The sequence below is a fragment of the Paraburkholderia sp. CI2 genome (assembly GCF_014201055.1).
Lineage (GTDB): Bacteria > Pseudomonadota > Gammaproteobacteria > Burkholderiales > Burkholderiaceae > Paraburkholderia > Paraburkholderia tuberum.
Genome location: NZ_JACHDL010000001.1, coordinates 243,144 through 260,441, shown reverse-complemented (window position 1 = coordinate 260,441; position 17,298 = coordinate 243,144). Strand labels below are relative to the sequence as shown.

Annotated in this window: 17 protein-coding genes; 12 read left to right on the top strand and 5 right to left on the bottom strand. The window is 62.3% G+C overall.

The genetic code is table 11. From position 1 onward, the window contains the following. Window positions 1–63: 63 nt before the first annotated feature. Window positions 64–798: an SDR family NAD(P)-dependent oxidoreductase gene (locus HDG32_RS01140; RefSeq protein WP_184062577.1), complete on the top strand. Its 735-nt coding sequence runs from the start codon at window positions 64–66 to the stop codon at window positions 796–798. Window positions 799–1,107: 309 nt separating this feature from the next. Next, the gene (locus HDG32_RS01135) at window positions 1,108–1,707 is read left to right on the top strand and encodes an NADPH-dependent F420 reductase (RefSeq protein WP_184062575.1); all 600 of its coding nucleotides are present in this window, start codon (window positions 1,108–1,110) and stop codon (window positions 1,705–1,707) included. Here the strand turns inward: HDG32_RS01135 and HDG32_RS01130 are convergent. Continuing rightward, window positions 1,671–1,955 (bottom strand): DsbA family protein, encoded by a 285-nt coding sequence (locus HDG32_RS01130; protein ID WP_184062574.1) that lies wholly within the window; start codon window positions 1,953–1,955, stop codon window positions 1,671–1,673. The two genes, HDG32_RS01135 and HDG32_RS01130, sit on opposite strands and share 37 nt — an antisense overlap. 238 nt (window positions 1,956–2,193) lie before the next feature. On the opposite strand from HDG32_RS01130, the gene HDG32_RS01125 reads away from it, so the two are divergent. Then, a complete protein-coding gene (locus HDG32_RS01125) occupies window positions 2,194–3,900 on the top strand; it encodes an FAD-dependent oxidoreductase (RefSeq protein ID WP_184062572.1) in 1,707 nt (568 codons plus the stop codon). Between the two features lie 54 nt (window positions 3,901–3,954). Here the strand turns inward: HDG32_RS01125 and HDG32_RS01120 are convergent, their stop codons facing one another. Further along, window positions 3,955–4,839 (bottom strand): pirin family protein, encoded by an 885-nt coding sequence (locus HDG32_RS01120; protein ID WP_184062570.1) that lies wholly within the window; start codon window positions 4,837–4,839, stop codon window positions 3,955–3,957. Between the two features lie 41 nt (window positions 4,840–4,880). Beyond that, window positions 4,881–6,461 carry a sodium:proton antiporter gene (locus tag HDG32_RS01115; RefSeq protein ID WP_184062568.1) on the bottom strand — a complete coding sequence of 527 codons (1,581 nt, stop codon included), beginning with the start codon at window positions 6,459–6,461 and terminating at the stop codon, window positions 4,881–4,883. 493 nt (window positions 6,462–6,954) lie between these two features. Here HDG32_RS01115 and HDG32_RS01110 point away from each other — a divergent pair, with 493 nt between their 5' ends. After that, window positions 6,955–7,950: an alpha/beta fold hydrolase gene (locus HDG32_RS01110; protein WP_184062566.1), complete on the top strand. Its 996-nt coding sequence runs from the start codon at window positions 6,955–6,957 to the stop codon at window positions 7,948–7,950. Between the two features lie 20 nt (window positions 7,951–7,970). After that, on the top strand, window positions 7,971–8,471 hold the full coding sequence (locus tag HDG32_RS01105) for a hypothetical protein (RefSeq protein ID WP_260335480.1): 501 nt from the start codon (window positions 7,971–7,973) through the stop codon (window positions 8,469–8,471). Between the two features lie 8 nt (window positions 8,472–8,479). Here the strand turns inward: HDG32_RS01105 and HDG32_RS01100 are convergent, their stop codons facing one another. Then, window positions 8,480–8,761, bottom strand: coding sequence for a XapX domain-containing protein (locus tag HDG32_RS01100; protein WP_184062564.1), 282 nt, complete (start codon window positions 8,759–8,761; stop codon window positions 8,480–8,482). Window positions 8,762–9,046: 285 nt separating this feature from the next. Between HDG32_RS01100 and HDG32_RS01095 the strand changes: the two genes are divergently transcribed. From HDG32_RS01095 to HDG32_RS01065, 7 genes are all read left to right on the top strand, one after another. Beyond that, window positions 9,047–9,733 (top strand): hydrolase, encoded by a 687-nt coding sequence (locus tag HDG32_RS01095; RefSeq protein WP_184062562.1) that lies wholly within the window; start codon window positions 9,047–9,049, stop codon window positions 9,731–9,733. Between the two features lie 164 nt (window positions 9,734–9,897). Beyond that, window positions 9,898–10,065: a DUF1427 family protein gene (locus HDG32_RS01090; RefSeq protein WP_184062561.1), complete on the top strand. Its 168-nt coding sequence runs from the start codon at window positions 9,898–9,900 to the stop codon at window positions 10,063–10,065. A gap of 28 nt (window positions 10,066–10,093) precedes the next feature. Further along, window positions 10,094–11,983, top strand: a complete 1,890-nt coding sequence (locus tag HDG32_RS01085; protein ID WP_184062559.1) for an amidohydrolase — start codon at window positions 10,094–10,096, stop codon at window positions 11,981–11,983. A gap of 1 nt (window position 11,984) precedes the next feature. Continuing rightward, window positions 11,985–12,431: a DoxX family protein gene (locus tag HDG32_RS01080; protein ID WP_184062557.1), complete on the top strand. Its 447-nt coding sequence runs from the start codon at window positions 11,985–11,987 to the stop codon at window positions 12,429–12,431. 40 nt (window positions 12,432–12,471) lie between these two features. Continuing rightward, window positions 12,472–13,386 carry a glyoxalase gene (locus HDG32_RS01075; RefSeq protein ID WP_184062555.1) on the top strand — a complete coding sequence of 305 codons (915 nt, stop codon included), beginning with the start codon at window positions 12,472–12,474 and terminating at the stop codon, window positions 13,384–13,386. Continuing rightward, window positions 13,383–14,078 (top strand): YoaK family protein, encoded by a 696-nt coding sequence (locus tag HDG32_RS01070; RefSeq protein WP_184062553.1) that lies wholly within the window; start codon window positions 13,383–13,385, stop codon window positions 14,076–14,078. Before HDG32_RS01075 ends, HDG32_RS01070 begins: the two co-directional genes overlap by 4 nt. A 92-nt stretch (window positions 14,079–14,170) precedes the next feature. Next, complete coding sequence (locus HDG32_RS01065) at window positions 14,171–15,685, top strand: alginate export family protein (RefSeq protein WP_184062551.1); 1,515 nt, start codon at window positions 14,171–14,173, stop codon at window positions 15,683–15,685. A gap of 125 nt (window positions 15,686–15,810) precedes the next feature. On the opposite strand, the gene HDG32_RS01060 is transcribed toward HDG32_RS01065, so the two are convergent. Beyond that, entirely contained in the window at window positions 15,811–17,241 is a 1,431-nt protein-coding gene (locus HDG32_RS01060; RefSeq protein WP_184062549.1) for a winged helix-turn-helix domain-containing protein, read from the bottom strand. Between the last annotated feature and the right edge of the window lie 57 nt (window positions 17,242–17,298).

Here is a 17,298-nt window from a genome sequence, read left to right as displayed (position 1 = left end):
AGATACAGCACATTTGTGCAAATGGGAACCGAGACGCTGTCCGACACCACGAAAGGAGATGTCATGGGAAAGCTTGAGGGTAAGGTTGCAGTCATCACGGGCGGATCGAGCGGCATGGCGCTGGCGAGCGCCAAGCGGTTCGTTGAAGAAGGCGCCTATGTTTTCATCACGGGCCGCAGGCAGGAGGTGCTCGACGAGGCCGTCAAGCAGATTGGCCGGAACGTGACCGGTGTGCGCGGCGACGCGGCCAATCTCGACGACCTTGACCGTCTGTTCGATACAGTCAGGCGTGAAAAGGGCAAGATCGACGTCCTGTACGCGAGCGCTGGCACGGGCAAAGCCGTCCCGCTGGGCGAGATTACCGAGCAGCACTTCGATGCGGAATTCGGCCTGAATACGCGCGGCACGCTGTTTACGGTTCAGAAGGCGTTGCCGCTGTTCAACGATGGTGGATCGATCTTCATGACCGGGTCAGTTGCTTCGGTGAAGGGTTTTCCTGGTTACGGCGTGTATGCGGCGAGCAAGGCGGCATTGCGCTCATTCGCACGCACTTGGCTCAACGAACTGAAGGGCAGGAATATCCGGGTGAACGTGCTGAGCCCGGGGCCGATCGCCACACCGATGCAGGACCAGGTTCTCACCGAGGAGGCGAAGCGGATGTTCGAATCCCTGATCCCGCGGGGAAAGATGGGGCGTCCTGAGGAAATTGCGGCGGTCGCGCTGTTTCTTGCTTCAGACGATTCGAGCTTCGTGAATGGGGTGGAATTGTCTGTCGACGGCGGCTTCTCGGCTATCTGAAATCGCGCCGAAAAGCGCGTAGTGGGCCTGTCAACCTGACGAAGATGGTCCGAGTTGTGTCTATAAATATGAAATCCTGATCAATAACCTGGATTGGTTTCGATGATTGTCCAGCGGGTATTGCCACGTCTGCTCGCGCTGCGCTGCAAACGGCGGTGAAAGCGCTCGGCTCCGCGTGTCTGCTGCGGCTCGCGTGGCGCATCGCGCGCAGCGGGCCGCCTAACGCGGGCAACGGTCCCGCGCGCCCGGTTACCAATAATCACCATGGGTCCATGGTTGATCAAAACGTCACCTGAATGGAGAGTTCGCATGAGCTATTCGATTATTGGCTTTGGCGCGGTAGGCCAGGCACTCGCCCGAGCGTTTGCAAGAAAGAACATCGACGTAACGGTCGCCAGCCGGCGCCCTCCCGAGACGTTGATGCAGCAGGCACGAGAGATCGGCCCTACCGTCGTCCCCAAGACGCTGCAGGATGCAATCGCGTCCGACACGATCTTCCTGGCGGTTCCTTTCTGGGAGCACCGCGAGGTCGCGAAGCAGATCAAGAGTTGGAAGGGCAAGACGGTCATCGACGCGACAAATGCTTATGGCGTTCCCGTCGAAGAGCTACAAGGTCTGCCGTCCTCCGCAGTTGTTGCCAAAGCGTTTCCCGGGTCCAGGTTCGTAAAGGGTTTTAACCATCTGCCCGCTGCCGTTCTGGCCGCTGATCCGAGTGTGAATGGCGGCAGCCGCGTCGTGTTTCTGTCGAGCGATGACGAAAGTGCGGTGGCACCGGTCGCGGCTCTGGCTGAACAACTCGGTTTCGCGCCGATTGCGCTAGGACCGCTCAAGGATGGCGGTTCGCTCGTCCAGGCCAGGGGGAATACCTGGGCTCAACTGATCTTCAAGGATCTCGTCAAGTTCAAATAGCGGCGCGTCACGGCAAAGTCACGTCCGCCCAGCATTTCCGAGCGAGTCCAGCTACCGAACTCGAGCCTTCGGTAGATGCGCCGGTGCATCCCTTGAGGCGGTATTTCCGGGTTCAATTCGAACGGAAGATAACGAACATCTAATTCGGGAAGATCCTCAAGGGCCTTGCCGGCCTCCAGATTTCGATGTCCGATCCAGCACCATGGACAAATGAAGTCGTAGGCGATCGTGATTTTTGCGCGTTCCATGGGATGCCCCGTGGGCAAGTTGCGATGCTCACCAGGCAAAACAACACGAGCTCCCAGCTGAATATACTCAGCGCGCGAGCTCGTGTTGCGCGTGGCGCAATGGCCCATTCGATGGGAAAGCGCTTCCCCTGGGGTTGCTGGTCTCTTCAGAACTATTCAGCTTCGCAACAAGAACTTTTGGGCTTGATGTCGCTAACATCCGGACTCGAACTCAACGCGGCCGGCAGGCGAGGCGAATATGATCGACGCAGGTAATACGAACGCAAGCTCACTCGACTCTGAACTTCCGTTTTCGTCCCTTGAATATCGGCAGCATCAAATGTTTCCACGCCTTTCCAATGCGGAGATACGCAGTGCGAGCCGCTATGGCCGCCCGAAGTCGTTCAAGGCCGGCGATTCGATCTTCAGGACGGGGCGCATTGCAGAAGGGCTATTCATCTTGCAGCGCGGGAGTGTGCGGATCTATTCGTGCGACCCGCAAGGGCGTACCACGGTCGTGACAGACCATCATGACGGCCATTTCATGGCCGAAATGGCGCAACTCACCGGCAAACCGTCGCTGGTGGACGCGATTGCCATGACTGACTGCGATACGCTCGTCCTGAACTCAGAGCAGTTGCGGGCGCTGATCATCGCGGACGCCCAGTTGGGCGAGCACATCATGCGCGCGTTGATCCTGAGGCGTCTCGGGCTCATCGAGCAGGGGCTCGGTCCCATTATCGTCGGCAAGGGTGACGACGCGAGGGTAGTCCGCCTGCAAGGCTTTTTGCGGCGCAATGCCTATCCGGCTGCGGTGATCGATGCACACAAGGATTCGGACGCCGTGCAGCTGCTCGCCGGCCTCACTTCGAAGGCCGACGATTTCCCGCTTGTTTTTTGCCCGGACGGGTCGGTCCTGAGGGCGCCCGACGAAGTGGAGCTCGCCACCCGGCTCGGCCTGGTGCCGACGTTCTGTGCGTCGCAGTGCTACGACATCGCTATCATCGGCGCGGGTCCGGCGGGCCTCGCGGCGGCCGTTTACGCGGCGTCGGAGGGGCTTTCGGCCGTCGTTTTCGATCGGCGCGCGCCAGGTGGTCAGGCCGGTGCGAGCGCACGTATCGAGAACTACCTTGGCTTTCCGACTGGCATATCGGGGCAAGCTCTTGCAGCACGCGCGTTTCAGCAGGCATTGAAATTTGGTGCTCACGTGGCCATTCCCACTGCGGTCGATCGGGTCGAGGGCGCGGCGGGCAACTTCGTGCTCGCGCTTTCCGATCGACAGTGCGTGCGTGCGCGGACAGTCGTGGTCGCGAGCGGAGCGGTGTATCGAAAGCCTTCCGTGACGGGCCTTGAGCGCTTCGAGGGCAGAGGGATCTACTATTGGGCGTCGCCCATCGAGGCGCGTCTAGTCAGCGGGAAAGACGTTGTGCTGATCGGTGGCGGTAACTCGGCTGGGCAGGCTGCCGTCTTTCTCGCCAACTTTGCGAAAAGCATACGCGTTTTGATACGTGGCCATAGTCTCGAAGCCACCATGTCCCGTTACCTGATAGAGCGACTCAGCGCTCTGCCAAACGTGTCGATCTGCGCAAGATGCACGCTTGAATCACTGGAAGCGAGCGACGGTGGTCTTGAGCGAATTCGCGTCTTTCATCACGAACAGGGCACTGAGCTCATTGAGATACAGCATCTTTTCCTGTTCATCGGCGCCGATCCAAAAACAGACTGGTTGACATCGATGGGCGTTCAACTGGATGAGCGCGGCTTTGTCGAAACGGGGCCGCCCGATGCGAACGCAGGCACTGATCGCTTCCCACTCGAGACGAATGTGCCGGGGCTTTTCGCGATCGGCGACGTCCGATCAGGGGCGCCGAAGCGGGTGGCCGCAGCGGTAGGAGACGGCGCAGCGGTAGTCAGCCAGATTCATGCGTGGCTCGGTCGAGACGAAGCGCGCGTCAAGGCTTCTTGAGGCGCGCAATGAGCGGCATGACGGGCCAAACGCAATCGCTCCCCAAGTCGATGCTCAATGTGCGCCACGCTCGGGTTGAGGCGTCCACTCGTGCTCTTCGCCAGGCACTTTGCCGAAGGTCTGCGCAGCCCAGGCTTGCCGAGCAGCCGCAATTTTCTCGCGCGAACCAGACACGAAATTCCACTCGATGAAGCGTTCGCCCGGCAGGTGCGCGCCGCCGAGGAGCATCACGCGCGCGCCATGCGCGCTGGCGAGTTCGACCGTTGCATGCGGCTCCAGCACGGCCATCGTTGTCGGAGACAACGGCGTCCCGTCGATGGTCAGATCTCCGTCGACGAGATAGACGCCGCGCTCCTCGTGCTCGGCATCGAGTGCAAGGCGACCGGCAGCCGCGAACTCGGCATAGACGTAGAGCGTAGGTGAAAAGACTTCGACCGGCGAGGTCTTCCCGAAAGCCGTGCCTGCGATCACATGTACGGTTGCCCCGTCGCGCGTGAACGTCGGCAGCGTATCGGCCGGATGATGAATGAACGCGGGCGCGGCGTCTTCGTGTTCGACAGGCAGCGCGACCCAGGTCTGAATGCCGTGGATCGCCTGTTCAACTGGCCGATCCTCCAGCGGCGTGCGTTCTGAATGGACGATGCCGCGACCGGCCGTCATCCAGTTCACGTCGCCGGGTACGATTTTCTGCCGATAGCCGAGGGTGTCGTGATGCATGAACGAGCCTTCGAACAGGTACGTGACGGTCGCGAGGCCGATATGCGGATGCGGCAGCACATCCACGCCGGTGCCAGCGGGCAGCACGGCTGGCCCTATATGGTCGAAGAAAATGAATGGTCCGATGAGGCGCGCGGCACGGGCGGGAAGCACGCGCCGCACGATCAGGTTGCCGATGTCGCTTTCGCGCGGCGTGAGCAGAGCCTTGATCGTAGTAGGCATGATGAAGACCTTTCGTTAAGGGCGGACGTGGAGGCAAGCCGTCACGGTTCGAGCAGCCGCAACAGCCGCAGCTCCTCGAAATCAAGTTCGGATTCGATGCGATGCAGGACCGCGTCGTCCACCTTGCCGTCGCGATGCAGGCCGAGCAATGCCTCACGCGACACGCCAACGAGTTCGAGTTCGACACCCAGGAAGTGCGCACGGTGTTCGATCCGGTCCGCACCCAACTGGTATGCGCTTTCGTTCGCGGTGACGCGAATCCGGTATTCGGCTAGCAGCCGCTCGAACGTCGCGCGTTCGATGCCGGACGAGCGCTCGTCGATTTCCTCGAGCGCAGCGAGAGAGGCGCCGAACGCATGGGCGCGCGCCTCATGCTCGGACATGGTGTGACGGGCTGTCGGGCGCAGTTTCAGCAGCCGGATGAGCGGCGCGAGGCTGCCGCCCTGCACGACAAGCGTCGCGATGATCAGCAGAAATGTGCTGAAGACGATCAGGTCGCGGCCGGGGAAATTGTCTGGCAGCGCGATTGCGGCCGCCAGACTGACGACGCCGCGCATACCCGCCCAGCCGAGCACAACCGCTTCCTTGAAGCTCCACGGCTCGCGGCCCGAACGTTTCGCGCGTATCTGGTCGGGCAGCCAGATCGCAGCGAACACCCACGCGAGGCGCGCAACGATGGCTGCCGCAGTTGCCGGCAACGCGACACGCAGCCCGGCCGTCAACACGGCCGATTCGTGATTCACCCGTGAGAGGAGTGCATGCAGTGTGAGGCCGATCAGGATGAAGACCAGCGCCTCGAGCACGAACACGACCGCTTCCCAGGTCGCCTTGGCTTTTATGCGCATATCGGCGTCGAATACCCGATGCTGGCGGATGCCGAGCACGAGACCGCAGGTCACGACGGACAGCACACCCGATCCGCCGACGGCCTCCGCGATACCGTAGCTGGCCCACGCCATAACGAAGGTCACGACGATGCCGAGCATCGGATCGCCCAGACGCGGCAGCACCCAACACATGGCCTGGCCGCACACGATGCCGACCGCGATGCCGATCAGGGTAAGCGTAAAGAACAGCACCGATCCGCTCGTGACCGTGATCGTCGCGGCTAGCGCTGCCGAGACCGCCATCTGATAGAGCAGCAGGCCCGACGCGTCGTTCACGAGGCTTTCGCCTTCCAGCACGGCCACGAGCCTGGCGGGTAGCGGGTGGCGCTGAAGGATCGCTTTGGCGGCGACCGCGTCGGGCGGCGAGACGATCGCACCGAGCGTGAAGCACGCCGCCCATGGCAGGTTCGGGTTGAAGGCATGCACGGCGACGGCCACGGCGACGGTGGTGAATGTCACGGCCCCGAGCACGAGCGAAACGATCGTGCCGATGCCGCGTTGGAATTCCTTCCACGCCGTATAGAACGAACTCGACATCAGCAGCGGCGGCAGCACGGCCGCGAGCAGCAGGTTCGGGTCCACGTCGGGTACGCGCCTGCCGGCGACTGCGATCACACAGCCGCCGAGCAGCAGAACGACGGCAGGCGGGATCGCGATGCGCTGCGCGAGCCACGTCAGGGCGCCCGCTCCGCAGATCAACAGCAGGAGGTAATGAAAAAACTCGACGTTGTTCATCCGCTAGAAGCCCGGGGATTGCACGTCGATCAGACCGTAGACGACCCCGGCGAGAGTACCGGCAAGCAGCGAAGGGATGTACGGATTCATGATGCGAGTCTTGGTTGGTGAACGTGGCGTGACAGGAACTACGCGAAAGGCTCGCGGAAAAAGTATAGGTTCGTCTGGAATCAGGCAGAGTCTGATTAAGAATATTTAATCTCTGGCGCATGCGAGATATCCGTTCGACCGAGCTTTGGGGGCGTGCGTGAGCGCGACAACGGTGCCGAATCGTGGCTAAAGCTTTTGCGCCTCGCTGGGCGCAAAGGCATTGCGGCTTCATTTCAGGACTTTTCAGTTTGCGCCAAGGACTTTGGTCGCTTGCATCATTAGAGTGCCTGCCGGCATGTGGCGCTATTCAGCGAGTTCTCACTCCTCGCCGCATCGCTATCCATCTCAACACGCAAGGTCGTCGCCACGCCCGCGCGCGGCGATGCAACGACGGAGATCTAGCATGAACACGCAGCAAATCGATTCGACCAGGCCTTCGGCGTCCCGCCGCAGGCTGCTTTCGGCAAGTGCGGGCATGGCCGGCGCCGTGGCAGCCATGTCGAGCCTGTCCGCGAACGCAGCCGCGTCCGTGACGGGCGGCTCGGCGCATACGCACGGCGCCTCGCATCATCACGGCGGCAACTACGTGAGCGCGAAGGACGGCACGCAGATCTTCTTCAAGGACTGGGGCACGGGCATGCCGGTCGTCTTCTCGCACGGCTGGCCGCTCTCGGCTGACGCGTGGGACGCGCAGATGCTCTTCCTGGTGAATCAGGGCTACCGGGTGATCGCGCACGACCGCCGCGGCCACGGCCGTTCGGGCCAGCCGTCCGAGGGCAACGACATGAACACCTACGCCGACGATCTCGCGGCTGTGCTGGACGCGCTCGACGTGAAGGGCGCGATGCTCGTGGGCCATTCCACGGGCGGCGGCGAGGTGGCGCATTACATCGGCCGCCATGGCGAAAAGCGCGTGGCGAAGGCCGTGCTGATCGGCGCAGTGCCGCCGCAAATGGTCAAGTCTGCGAACAATCCGAACGGTCTGCCGATGTCGGTGTTCGACACCATCCGCGCGGGCGTGGCGGCGAACCGCTCGCAGTTCTATCTGGATCTGGCCACGCCGTTCTACGGCTTCAACCGCCCCGACGCGAAAGTCTCGCAGGGCCTCGTGCAGGACTTCTGGCGCCAGGGCATGGCCGGTTCGATCAAAGGCCAGTATGAGTGCATCAAGCAATTCTCTGAAGTCGACTACACCGACGACCTCAAGAAGATCAGCGTGCCCACGCTGATCCTGCACGGCGACGACGACCAGATCGTGCCGATCGACGATTCGGCGAAGCTCTCGGCGAAGATCGTCAAGAACGCGACGCTCAAGGTGTACAAGGGCGCGCCGCACGGCATGTGCAGCACGCACGTCGATCAGGTCAATGCGGACCTGCTCGCGTTCCTCAAGTCCTGAGGCGCTACGACGAGATCTGCGTGACGCGCCTGCGAGGCAACGCGCGTCTGTTCAGAACGCTTCAACTTGTCACAAGGACTTTCAGGCGCGCGTCGCCTCAGCTCGATGCCTATCGCGACCACCATACGAACGAACGCGAAACAGGCCTCTTGCTCCTGGCGGCCAGTTTTGAGTGGCTTCGAAAAGGGAATGAAATGGGTTTGAAACTGCAAGGCTCGCACCCGCATAGCCTCGAGATCGCGCGTCCCGCTGCCGCCGTTCGTGCGAACGCTGACGATGCGCGTGTCTGGCGCTGGTACGCCGACCTCATGGAAGACGGACGCGTGAGTTGCACGCGTACGCGCAAGGGGTGGCTGATCACGGTAGACGGTCGCTGCACGGTGGAAGACGAGTCGTTTGATTGCGCCGTGCGTCGAGCGGAGCAGACATGGAGTGACATCGCGCAGTCCCAGGTCAAGCTGCTCCGCCGCAGCAAGACCGCTGTGAAGACAACCGCCTCGAATTTGCCGCGGCTTCGGTGAAGCGGCGATCAGAATGAGGATGACTGCTGGTCCCTTGCGGCCGCGTTGGAGCCTTGAGCGCCCGGCAGCGAGCCGAACATGTGCTGGCTGCATTTCGCCTCGCGCCATGCGGCACCCAACTTGTAACCGGAGAGCACCCTGCGTGCGAGGGGAAGTATCTGCTCGCCGGCCAGCATGCCGAGCAGGCCCGTCAGCGCAATGGTGGGCGGGGCCGGCGATTGCACGCCGATCGCACCGTAGACGACCCCGGCAAGGATGCCGGCCAACAAGGAAAGGATATACGGTTTCATAGTGCGAGTCTCATTGACGACCTGTCCCGTTACAGGATCTGCCCAGCGAATTCGTGGAAAGACTACCGGCTACTCTGGATTAAGAAAATACCAATTAAGAGCTTTTAAGATTAATTCTTTGGGCAATAAAATTTAATCCCTTTTTAGTTGTTGCTGCTTTGTCCTTGCGTGTCAAATAACCGGAGCTGGATGTCGAATTGCCCAGCGCCAATGCACATTGGACGCCTGCCGGTCATGCCGGCATGGCGGCTTCCTCCTCTCTCCGGTTCAAAGGACCTACCCGTCATGAACGATTCGAAACTCGAAGTTCTCACTCCTCAGAACAGCCAACTGATCATCATCGATCACCAACCGCAAATGGCGTTCGGCGTTCAGTCGATCGACCGCCAGGTGCTGAAGAACAACGTCGTCGGTCTGGCCAAGGCGGCCAAGGTGTTCAACGTTCCGACCACGATCACCACGGTCGAGTCGCAAAGCTTCTCGGGTTACACGTATCCGGAACTGCTCGACGTGTTCCCCGAGCACAAGGTGCTCGAACGCACGTCGATGAATTCGTGGGACGACCAGAAGGTACGCGACGCGCTCGCCGCGAACGGACGCAAGAAGGTGGTCGTGGCGGGTCTGTGGACCGAGGTCTGCAACACGACGTTCGCGCTCTGCGCCATGCTCGAAGGTGACTACGAGATCTACATGGTGGCCGACGCATCGGGGGGCACGTCGAAAGACGCGCACGACTTCGCGATGCAGCGCATGGTCCAGGCGGGCGCCGTGCCCGTCACGTGGCAGCAGGTCCTGCTCGAATGGCAGCGTGACTGGGCTCACCGCGCGACCTACGACGCCGTGATGGCGATTGCGAAGGAACATTCGGGCGCGTACGGCATGGGCGTCGACTACGCGTACACGATGGTCCATAAGGCAGCGCAGCGCACGGCTACGCCGCACGAGGTGCTGCCGGCTGTACCGGCACGCTGATCGCCTCCGCGATCGCCGAAAGCGGGGCGATGCGCTCCGTGTGGAGTCGGCGGCAGCGCACGCGGTCTGCTGGTCGCTGCGCTGCAGTGCATTCCCCGCGAGGTACTCGGGTTGAACCGCGAGGTCTCGCATCAGCGTTCCAATCTCACGGAGAGACTGATCGTATGGAATCTTATCTGGTGTCCCTCGGTGCAGGGATGCTGATAGGCGTGATCTACAGCGTGATCAAGGTCCGCTCGCCCGCGCCCCCGCTCGTTGCCCTCATCGGCCTGCTTGGCATGTTGATCGGCGCACAGGCCGTTCCATCCCTGAGGCAGTTGTTGGGCTTTTAATCGAACTGATAGAAACGAGGAAACGCAAATGAGCGCAACCGTTACCCATCCCGATCTCATTTTGCACAATGGACGGTTCACCACGCTGGATCGTTCGAACCCGATCGCCAGTGCCGTGGCGATTGCCGATGGCCGCTTCGTCGCGGTCGGCAGCGATACCGACGTCATGCCGCTCGCGGGCCGCGCAACCAAAGTTATCGATCTCGGTGGCCGGCCGGTGCTGCCAGGCCTCATCGACAATCACCTGCATTTGATCCGCGGCGGTCTGAACTACAACATGGAGCTGCGCTGGGACGGCGTGCGCTCGCTCGCCGTTGCCATGGAGATGCTCAAGCAGCAGGTTGCGATCACGCCCGCGCCGCAATGGGTGCGCGTGGTCGGCGGCTTCACCGAGCACCAATTCGAAGAGAAGCGGCTGCCGACGCTCGATGAGTTGAACGCCGTCGCGCCGGATACGCCGGTCTTCATCCTGCATCTGTACGACCGGGCGCTGCTCAATGCCGCCGCATTGCGCGTGGTGGGCTACACGAAGGATACGCCGGAGCCGCCGGGCGGCACGATCATGCGCGACAGCGCGGGCAACCCCACCGGGCTGCTGCTGGCGAACCCCAATGCGTCGATCCTCTACGCGACACTCGCGAAAGGCCCGAAGCTGCCGCTGGAGTATCAATACAATTCGACGCGTCATTTCATGCGCGAACTCAACCGCCTTGGCGTGACCGGCGCGATCGATGCCGGCGGCGGCTCGCAGAACTACCCGGACGATTACGAAGTCATCCGCAAGCTTCATGATGCGGGCGAGATGACGGTGCGCATCGCGTACAACCTCTTCACGCAAAAGCCGAAGGCCGAAAAGGAAGACTTCGTGAACTGGACCGGCTCGGTCAGGTATCACGATGGTTCGGACTACTTCCGCCACAACGGTGCGGGTGAAATGCTGGTGTTTTCGGCGGCCGACTTCGAGGACTTCCGCGTGGCGCGCCCCGAACTGCCGCCCGGAATGGAAGGCGAACTCGAAGGCGTGGTGCGGGTACTCGCACAGAACCGCTGGCCGTGGCGCCTGCATGCGACCTATGACGAAACCATCAGCCGTGCGCTCGATGTGTTCGAGAAGGTCAACAAGGATATTCCGCTCGACGGAATCAACTGGTTCTTCGACCACGCGGAAACCGTTTCCGAGCGATCGATGGATCGAATCGCGGCGCTGGGTGGCGGCATCGCGGTTCAGCATCGCATGGCCTATCAGGGCGAGTATTTCGTCGAGCGCTATGGCGCGCAAGCGGCACAAGCCACGCCGCCCGTCGCGAGAATGCTCGAGAAGGGCATCAAGGTCTCGGCCGGCACCGATGCGACGCGCGTCGCGTCGTACAACCCGTGGGTGTCGCTCGCATGGCTCGTGAGCGGCAAGACAGTTGGCGGTCTGCGGATGTATCCGCAACGTAACCTGCTCGATCGCGATACCGCGCTGCGCATGTGGACGGAGTACGTCACGTGGTTCTCGAACGAAGAGGGCAAGAAAGGGCGCATGGTGCCCGGGCAGCTTGCCGACCTCATGGTTCCGGACCGCGACTTCTTCTCGTGCGCGGAGGACGACATTGCCGGCACCACCGCATTGCTCACGGTGGTCGGCGGAAAGATCGTCTGGGGCGCGGGCCCGTTCTCGCAACACGATCAGCCAATCCCGCCTGCAATGCCGGACTGGTCGCCGGTGCGCCAATACGGCGGCTATGGCGGCTGGGGCGCTACGCAGCGCGAGGGCGCGCCGCTCGGCCGCGCCGCTGCCGCGGCGATGTGCGCCTGCGCGAGCGCCTGCGATGTGCACGGCCATGCACATGCGAGCGCCTGGGCCAGTGCATTGCCGACTTCGGACGCAAAGGGCTTCTGGGGCGCATTCGGCTGCGCTTGCTGGGCGATCTGACATGGCGATATGGAACGGCAGCAGCAACCCCGCATGGGTTCGCGTGCTGCTATCGCAGCCGTGGGTTGGGCCGCTCGTGCGCCTTGCGCTCGTGTCCGCCTACCTCATCGGCGGTGTCACCAAAGCGCTGAACTTCGAGGGCGCGATTGCGGAGCAGGCGCATTTCGGCCTGCACCCGGCCGCCCTCTGGGCAGCGCTCGCGGTGGCGGTCGAGATCGTCGGCTCGCTATGCGTGGTATTGCGCCGCTTCACGTGGATCGGCGCAGGCGGCCTCGGCATGCTGACCGTCGTCGCGATGCTGGTTGCCAACGACTTCTGGAACCATGCCGGTGTCGAGCGCTTCATGGCGCTCAACAGTTTTTTCGAGCATCTGGGACTGATCGCGGGGCTCGTGCTCGCGATCCTGCTCGGCGATTCGCAGCGTCCGGCCGGCGAGAGCCGCGCCTGACCGATTGATCAGTACGATGAAATATCAAGGAAATTCCGCTATGAAAGCAATTCGCACTGCCTTAGTTGCCCTGATGATCGCGGGCGGTCTCGTCGCCGCGCCCGTTTCTTTCGCGAAGCCGCCCGTAGCGCCGGTCGAAGCGCCGTCGGTCGCAGTCGGTCCGCAGTACGACACGACGCACGTATACGTGGCACCAGAGGACTTCGACCGCTTCACCGACAGCTTCGCGGCGACGTTCGGCGGCAGCAAGTCGAAGCAGGGTGTGTTCCAGGTCACGCCGACACCGAGTCAGACGATGTCGCAGCTCGTATTTACCCCGGCAGGCACGATCTCCGTGTTCGGCTTCAAGACGCCCATGCCGTATCCCTTCGGCGCGGAGCGCACGGGCTACCTCGTGACGGACATGGACGCGGCGGTGAAGTCGGCGCGTGCACTCGGTGCCGATGTGATCGTCGATACGTTCCCCGACCCGATCGGCCGCGATGCGATCATCACGTGGCCGGGTGGTACCAACATGCAGCTCTACTGGCACACCGAGGCCCCGCACTACGACAAGCTGCAGACCATTCCCGAGAATCGGGTCTACGTGTCGCCGCAAAGCGTGCACAAGCTGGTTCACGATTTCGTCAAATTCTCGCACGGCAAGGTGGTGTCCGATGACCTGAAGGCGCCGGGTGTCGAGATCGGCAGACCTGACGACACCTATCGCCGCATTCGAATCGAATCGCCGTTCGGCAAGATGACCGTGCTCGTGACGGACGGTCATCTGCCTTACCCGTTCGGGCGCGAAGTGACCGGCTACGAAGTATCGAATCTGGCCGATACGCTTCAAAAGGCGAAGGCCGCTGGCGTCAATGTGCTGGTGCCGCCGTTCACCTCGGCCGGGCGTGATGCCGCGGTCGTGCAGTTCCCGGGCGGCTATATCGCCGAAATTCACGCAGGCGCGGCGCAATGAAGTCCGAGGACACGATCCTTGCCGCGATCGCCGGCTTTGTCGACACGCTGAGCTTCGTTGCACTGTTCGGTCTGTTCACCGCACACGTGACGGGCAACTTCGTGTTGATTGGAGCCGGCATCGCCGGCTCGGGGCAGGGCGTTCTGCTCAAGCTGATCGTGTTCCCCGCGTTTATCGGCGGGGTCGTTCTCAGCAGCCTGCTCGTGCGTTGGCTCTCGCAGGGGCATGCGCGTCAGGGCGCACGCCTGCTCTATGCGGTGCAGGCCGTGCTGATCGTCGGCTTTTGCCTCGCCGGCGTATGGGCGACGCCGGTCAGCCGGCCCGACAGCTTGCCTGTCATCGTGGCCGGCGTCGTGGGGGCGTTCGCGATGGGTGTGCAGAATGCGCATCCGCGCCTGATCCAGCGTCCTGGCGTGCCGAATACCGTAATGACGGGCAACGTCACGCAAGCCGTTCTGGACGTGATCGACATGCTGTCGCCGGGCACGGTCGACAGTGTGCGCGCCGCGGCGCGCTCGCGCTTCGGGTCGATGATGCCGGCCATTGTCGCGTTTGCGGTTAGCGCGGTGGCCGGGGCACTGGGGGTGGTCTACATGGGCTTCTGGGCGCTGCTTGCGCCGGCGTGCGCCCTCGTCGGGCTCGCGGCGACCACGGGAGAGCATGAGCGCGCGATCGCACCAGGGCACTCATGAATCCAGGCGGCGCAGGGAATCGCCCCGCTCAGGCCCGGCGCGTGAGCGGGACGGGCAAACACAAACACAAGCCGACACAGGCAAGGAAATCCATGGTATTGGGCACGATGCGCGGGCGTCGATTCGAGACGGCCGCGCGCTTGACGGCCATCGCCGGGCTGTTGCTGATGGGCGCCGACGCAGCGTTCGCGGATACGGCGGCGCAACCGGTTGCAGGTGCGAGCCTCGCGGCTGACTCGGCCGGTGCGACCACAGGCACGGTGGCGAATGACGCCACAACGACCGACGCGTGCAACGTCAAACGTCCTGGTGTGATGTTCAACCGCTGGCAGGAGGACTGGTCGGTGCTTGCGAACCCCTGCGTTCCGCGCAAGCCGCTCGACAGCCTCAAGTACATTCCGCTCGGCGGCGACCCCGCCTCATATCTGTCGCTTGGCGCGAACCTGCGTGAGCGTATCGAAACCAATGACGCCCCGCTGTTCGGTATCGGCTCTGCGCAGTCGGATACTTATTTGATTCAGCGCATCGAAGTGCATGCCGATGCACATCTCGCCGAGCACTGGCAGTTTTTCGTGCAACTCGTGGATGCGCGGGCGTTTGGCAAGAACGTGGTCACGCCGGTGGACAAGAATCCGCTCGATCTCGAGCAGGCATTCGTGGCCTACACCGGAGCGGTCGGCGGCGGTACGTTCAAGTTTCGCGTTGGCCGCCAGGAAATGGCATTCGACTTGCAGCGTTTCATTGCCGTACGCGATGGCCCGAACGTACGACAGGCGTTCGATGCTATCTGGGCAGACTACGAATACCAGAAGTGGCGCTTTATCGCCTACGCGACGCAGCCCGTGCAGTACCGTAACGCGACGGTGTTCGACGACGTGTCGAACCGCAATCTCACTTTCAGCGGCGTGCGTTTCGAGCGCCAATCCGTCGGGCCGGGTGATATGTCCGGCTACTGGTCGCGCTACAACAACACCAACGCGCGATACCTCGACGCTCAAGGTTCCGAGCACCGCGACGTCTGGGACCTGCATTATTTCGGCACGCGCGGCCGCGTCGATTGGGATGCCGAGGCGATGCTGCAGACGGGAACGGTCGGTAATAGTACGGTTCTCGCGTGGGCGATCGGCTCGCTCGCGGGTTACAAGCTCGACCTGCCGTGGACGCCGCGCGTCGGGCTGCAGATCGACGCTGCCTCTGGCGACCGGCACCCGCATGATGGGCGGCTCGAGACCTTCAATCCGCTATTTCCGAACGGCTATTACTTCACGCTCGCAGGCTATACGGGCTACGCGAACCTGATCCACATCAAACCATCCATCACGCTCAAGCCTTCGGCCAGTCTCACGCTGCTTGGCGCGCTGGGCTTCCAGTGGCGCGAGACGACCGGCGACGCCGTGTACCAGCAGCCGAGTCAGCCAGTGCCGGGCACGGCGGGCAAGGGCAGCCGGTGGACCGGCATGTATGTGCAGTTGCGCGCGGACTGGACGATTGCGGCAAATCTGGTAGGTTCGGTCGAAGCCGTGCACTTCCAGGTGGGAAACTCGATTCGTGAGGCGGGCGGCCGCAATGCCGACTACGCCGGCGTCGAACTCAAGTACGGGTGGTAGGACTCGTCGGCGATCAGGCTCGTGGCGATCCCGGCCGCGTGAGGAGCGTTGCCGGGATCGCGCCATTTGTCAGCCTCGTTCAGGCTCCGATTACGGCTGGCCCGATGGACGAAGGGGCTCGTTGTTCAGGTGCTCAAGGCTAACAGCTTGCCGAGAAGGTTAACATCGCCTTCGAGAGATTTTTGAGTTGCCCGCTTAGGGGCGTGCTCGTCGAAGGCGCATTGGAACTTCTCTGAGACGTACGCCCGGGTGCATTCGAACAGGCTATACATCGCCTCTGGCCCGTCGAAACAGACGTTAACAAGTGACTTCGAGACCAGCTCATCCATGCTTTCAATCAAGCCGCCTGTCGTCACTGCCATGTGGTTGACGACTCCACGCAGCGAATCAAAGCTGAACGGTCTGTCGAACCGGTAAAGTTGAACGAGCAGGGCCTGGGCCGGGTCGCTCAACAGGTCGAAGCTGGCATCAAAGGCTGCCTGTAGACAGCGATGCCGCGCCGTCGCAGTGCGGTATCCCCCGGACAGGAACGACAGTCCATCGTTCAGCAGGCGTCGCACGCCTTCTACGCCCAATAATTCCGCTCGTCCGGCGGCCAACTCGATTGCAAGTGGAATACCATCCAGGCGCTGACAAATCTTTGCGATGCTCTCTATCTCAGCGATGCGAGGGACAAACCTCGGGCGCATCTGCTGCGCATGGTGGACGAACAGCTGGACAGCCGGGCTGTTCAGCATCTCGTCGCAACGGTCCGTGAGTTTGGGAACATCAAGCGGATGCACCCTGAAGACCGTCTCACTTCGAATCCTCAGCGGCTCCCGACTCGTAACCAGGAACTGGATATTCAGGCTTGCTGCCAACAATGCTTCTACGATTTGTGCAACAGCTGAGATGACATGCTCCGCGCCATCGAGTATCAACAACCACGGCGCATTCGATAGCGCTGCTCTTAAACACTCGGAAGAGACGATTTCCTCCGGCATTTCGACGCCGCAACCGCACGCGATGGCACTCAGCACCTCGTCAATCGTGGCTAGGGACGCAAGATCGACAAAGGCCACCGTCGCCGGGCATGACGGCACTATCCGATAGGCGACTTCAAGTGCAAGGCTCGATTTTCCGACACCACCTGTGCCCGTCAGCGTAAGCACCTGGGACTCCACCATTGCCTCGGCTGCCTTGGCGACGACTACGTCTCTCCCGACGAAATTCCGGACGCGGCGCGGGAGCGGCCGCGGACCGGCGGCGGTACGGAATTTCGGGGGTACGTCCTGAGACGGGGCCAACCGGTAGCCACGGCGGGCGACCGTGATGATGAGGTCCCGGTCATCACCCAGCGCCTTGCGCAGCGCAGAGATGTTGACGTCGATATTGCAGTCTTCGACGATGGTGCCGGGCCAGACCGTCTGCATCAGCTCGGACCTCGACACCACTCGACCCTGTGCCGAGGCGAGCGTCACCAGCAGGTCGAAGGCGCGCGAGCCCAGCCGCACATCCTGGCCATCACGCCGCAAGCGTCGCGCGTCCATATCGAGTTCGATTCGGCCGATTTTCATAAGGTCGCCTCCAGCAAGGGAAATGGACACGCGTGTCTTCGCCATCGGTGAGTGGTG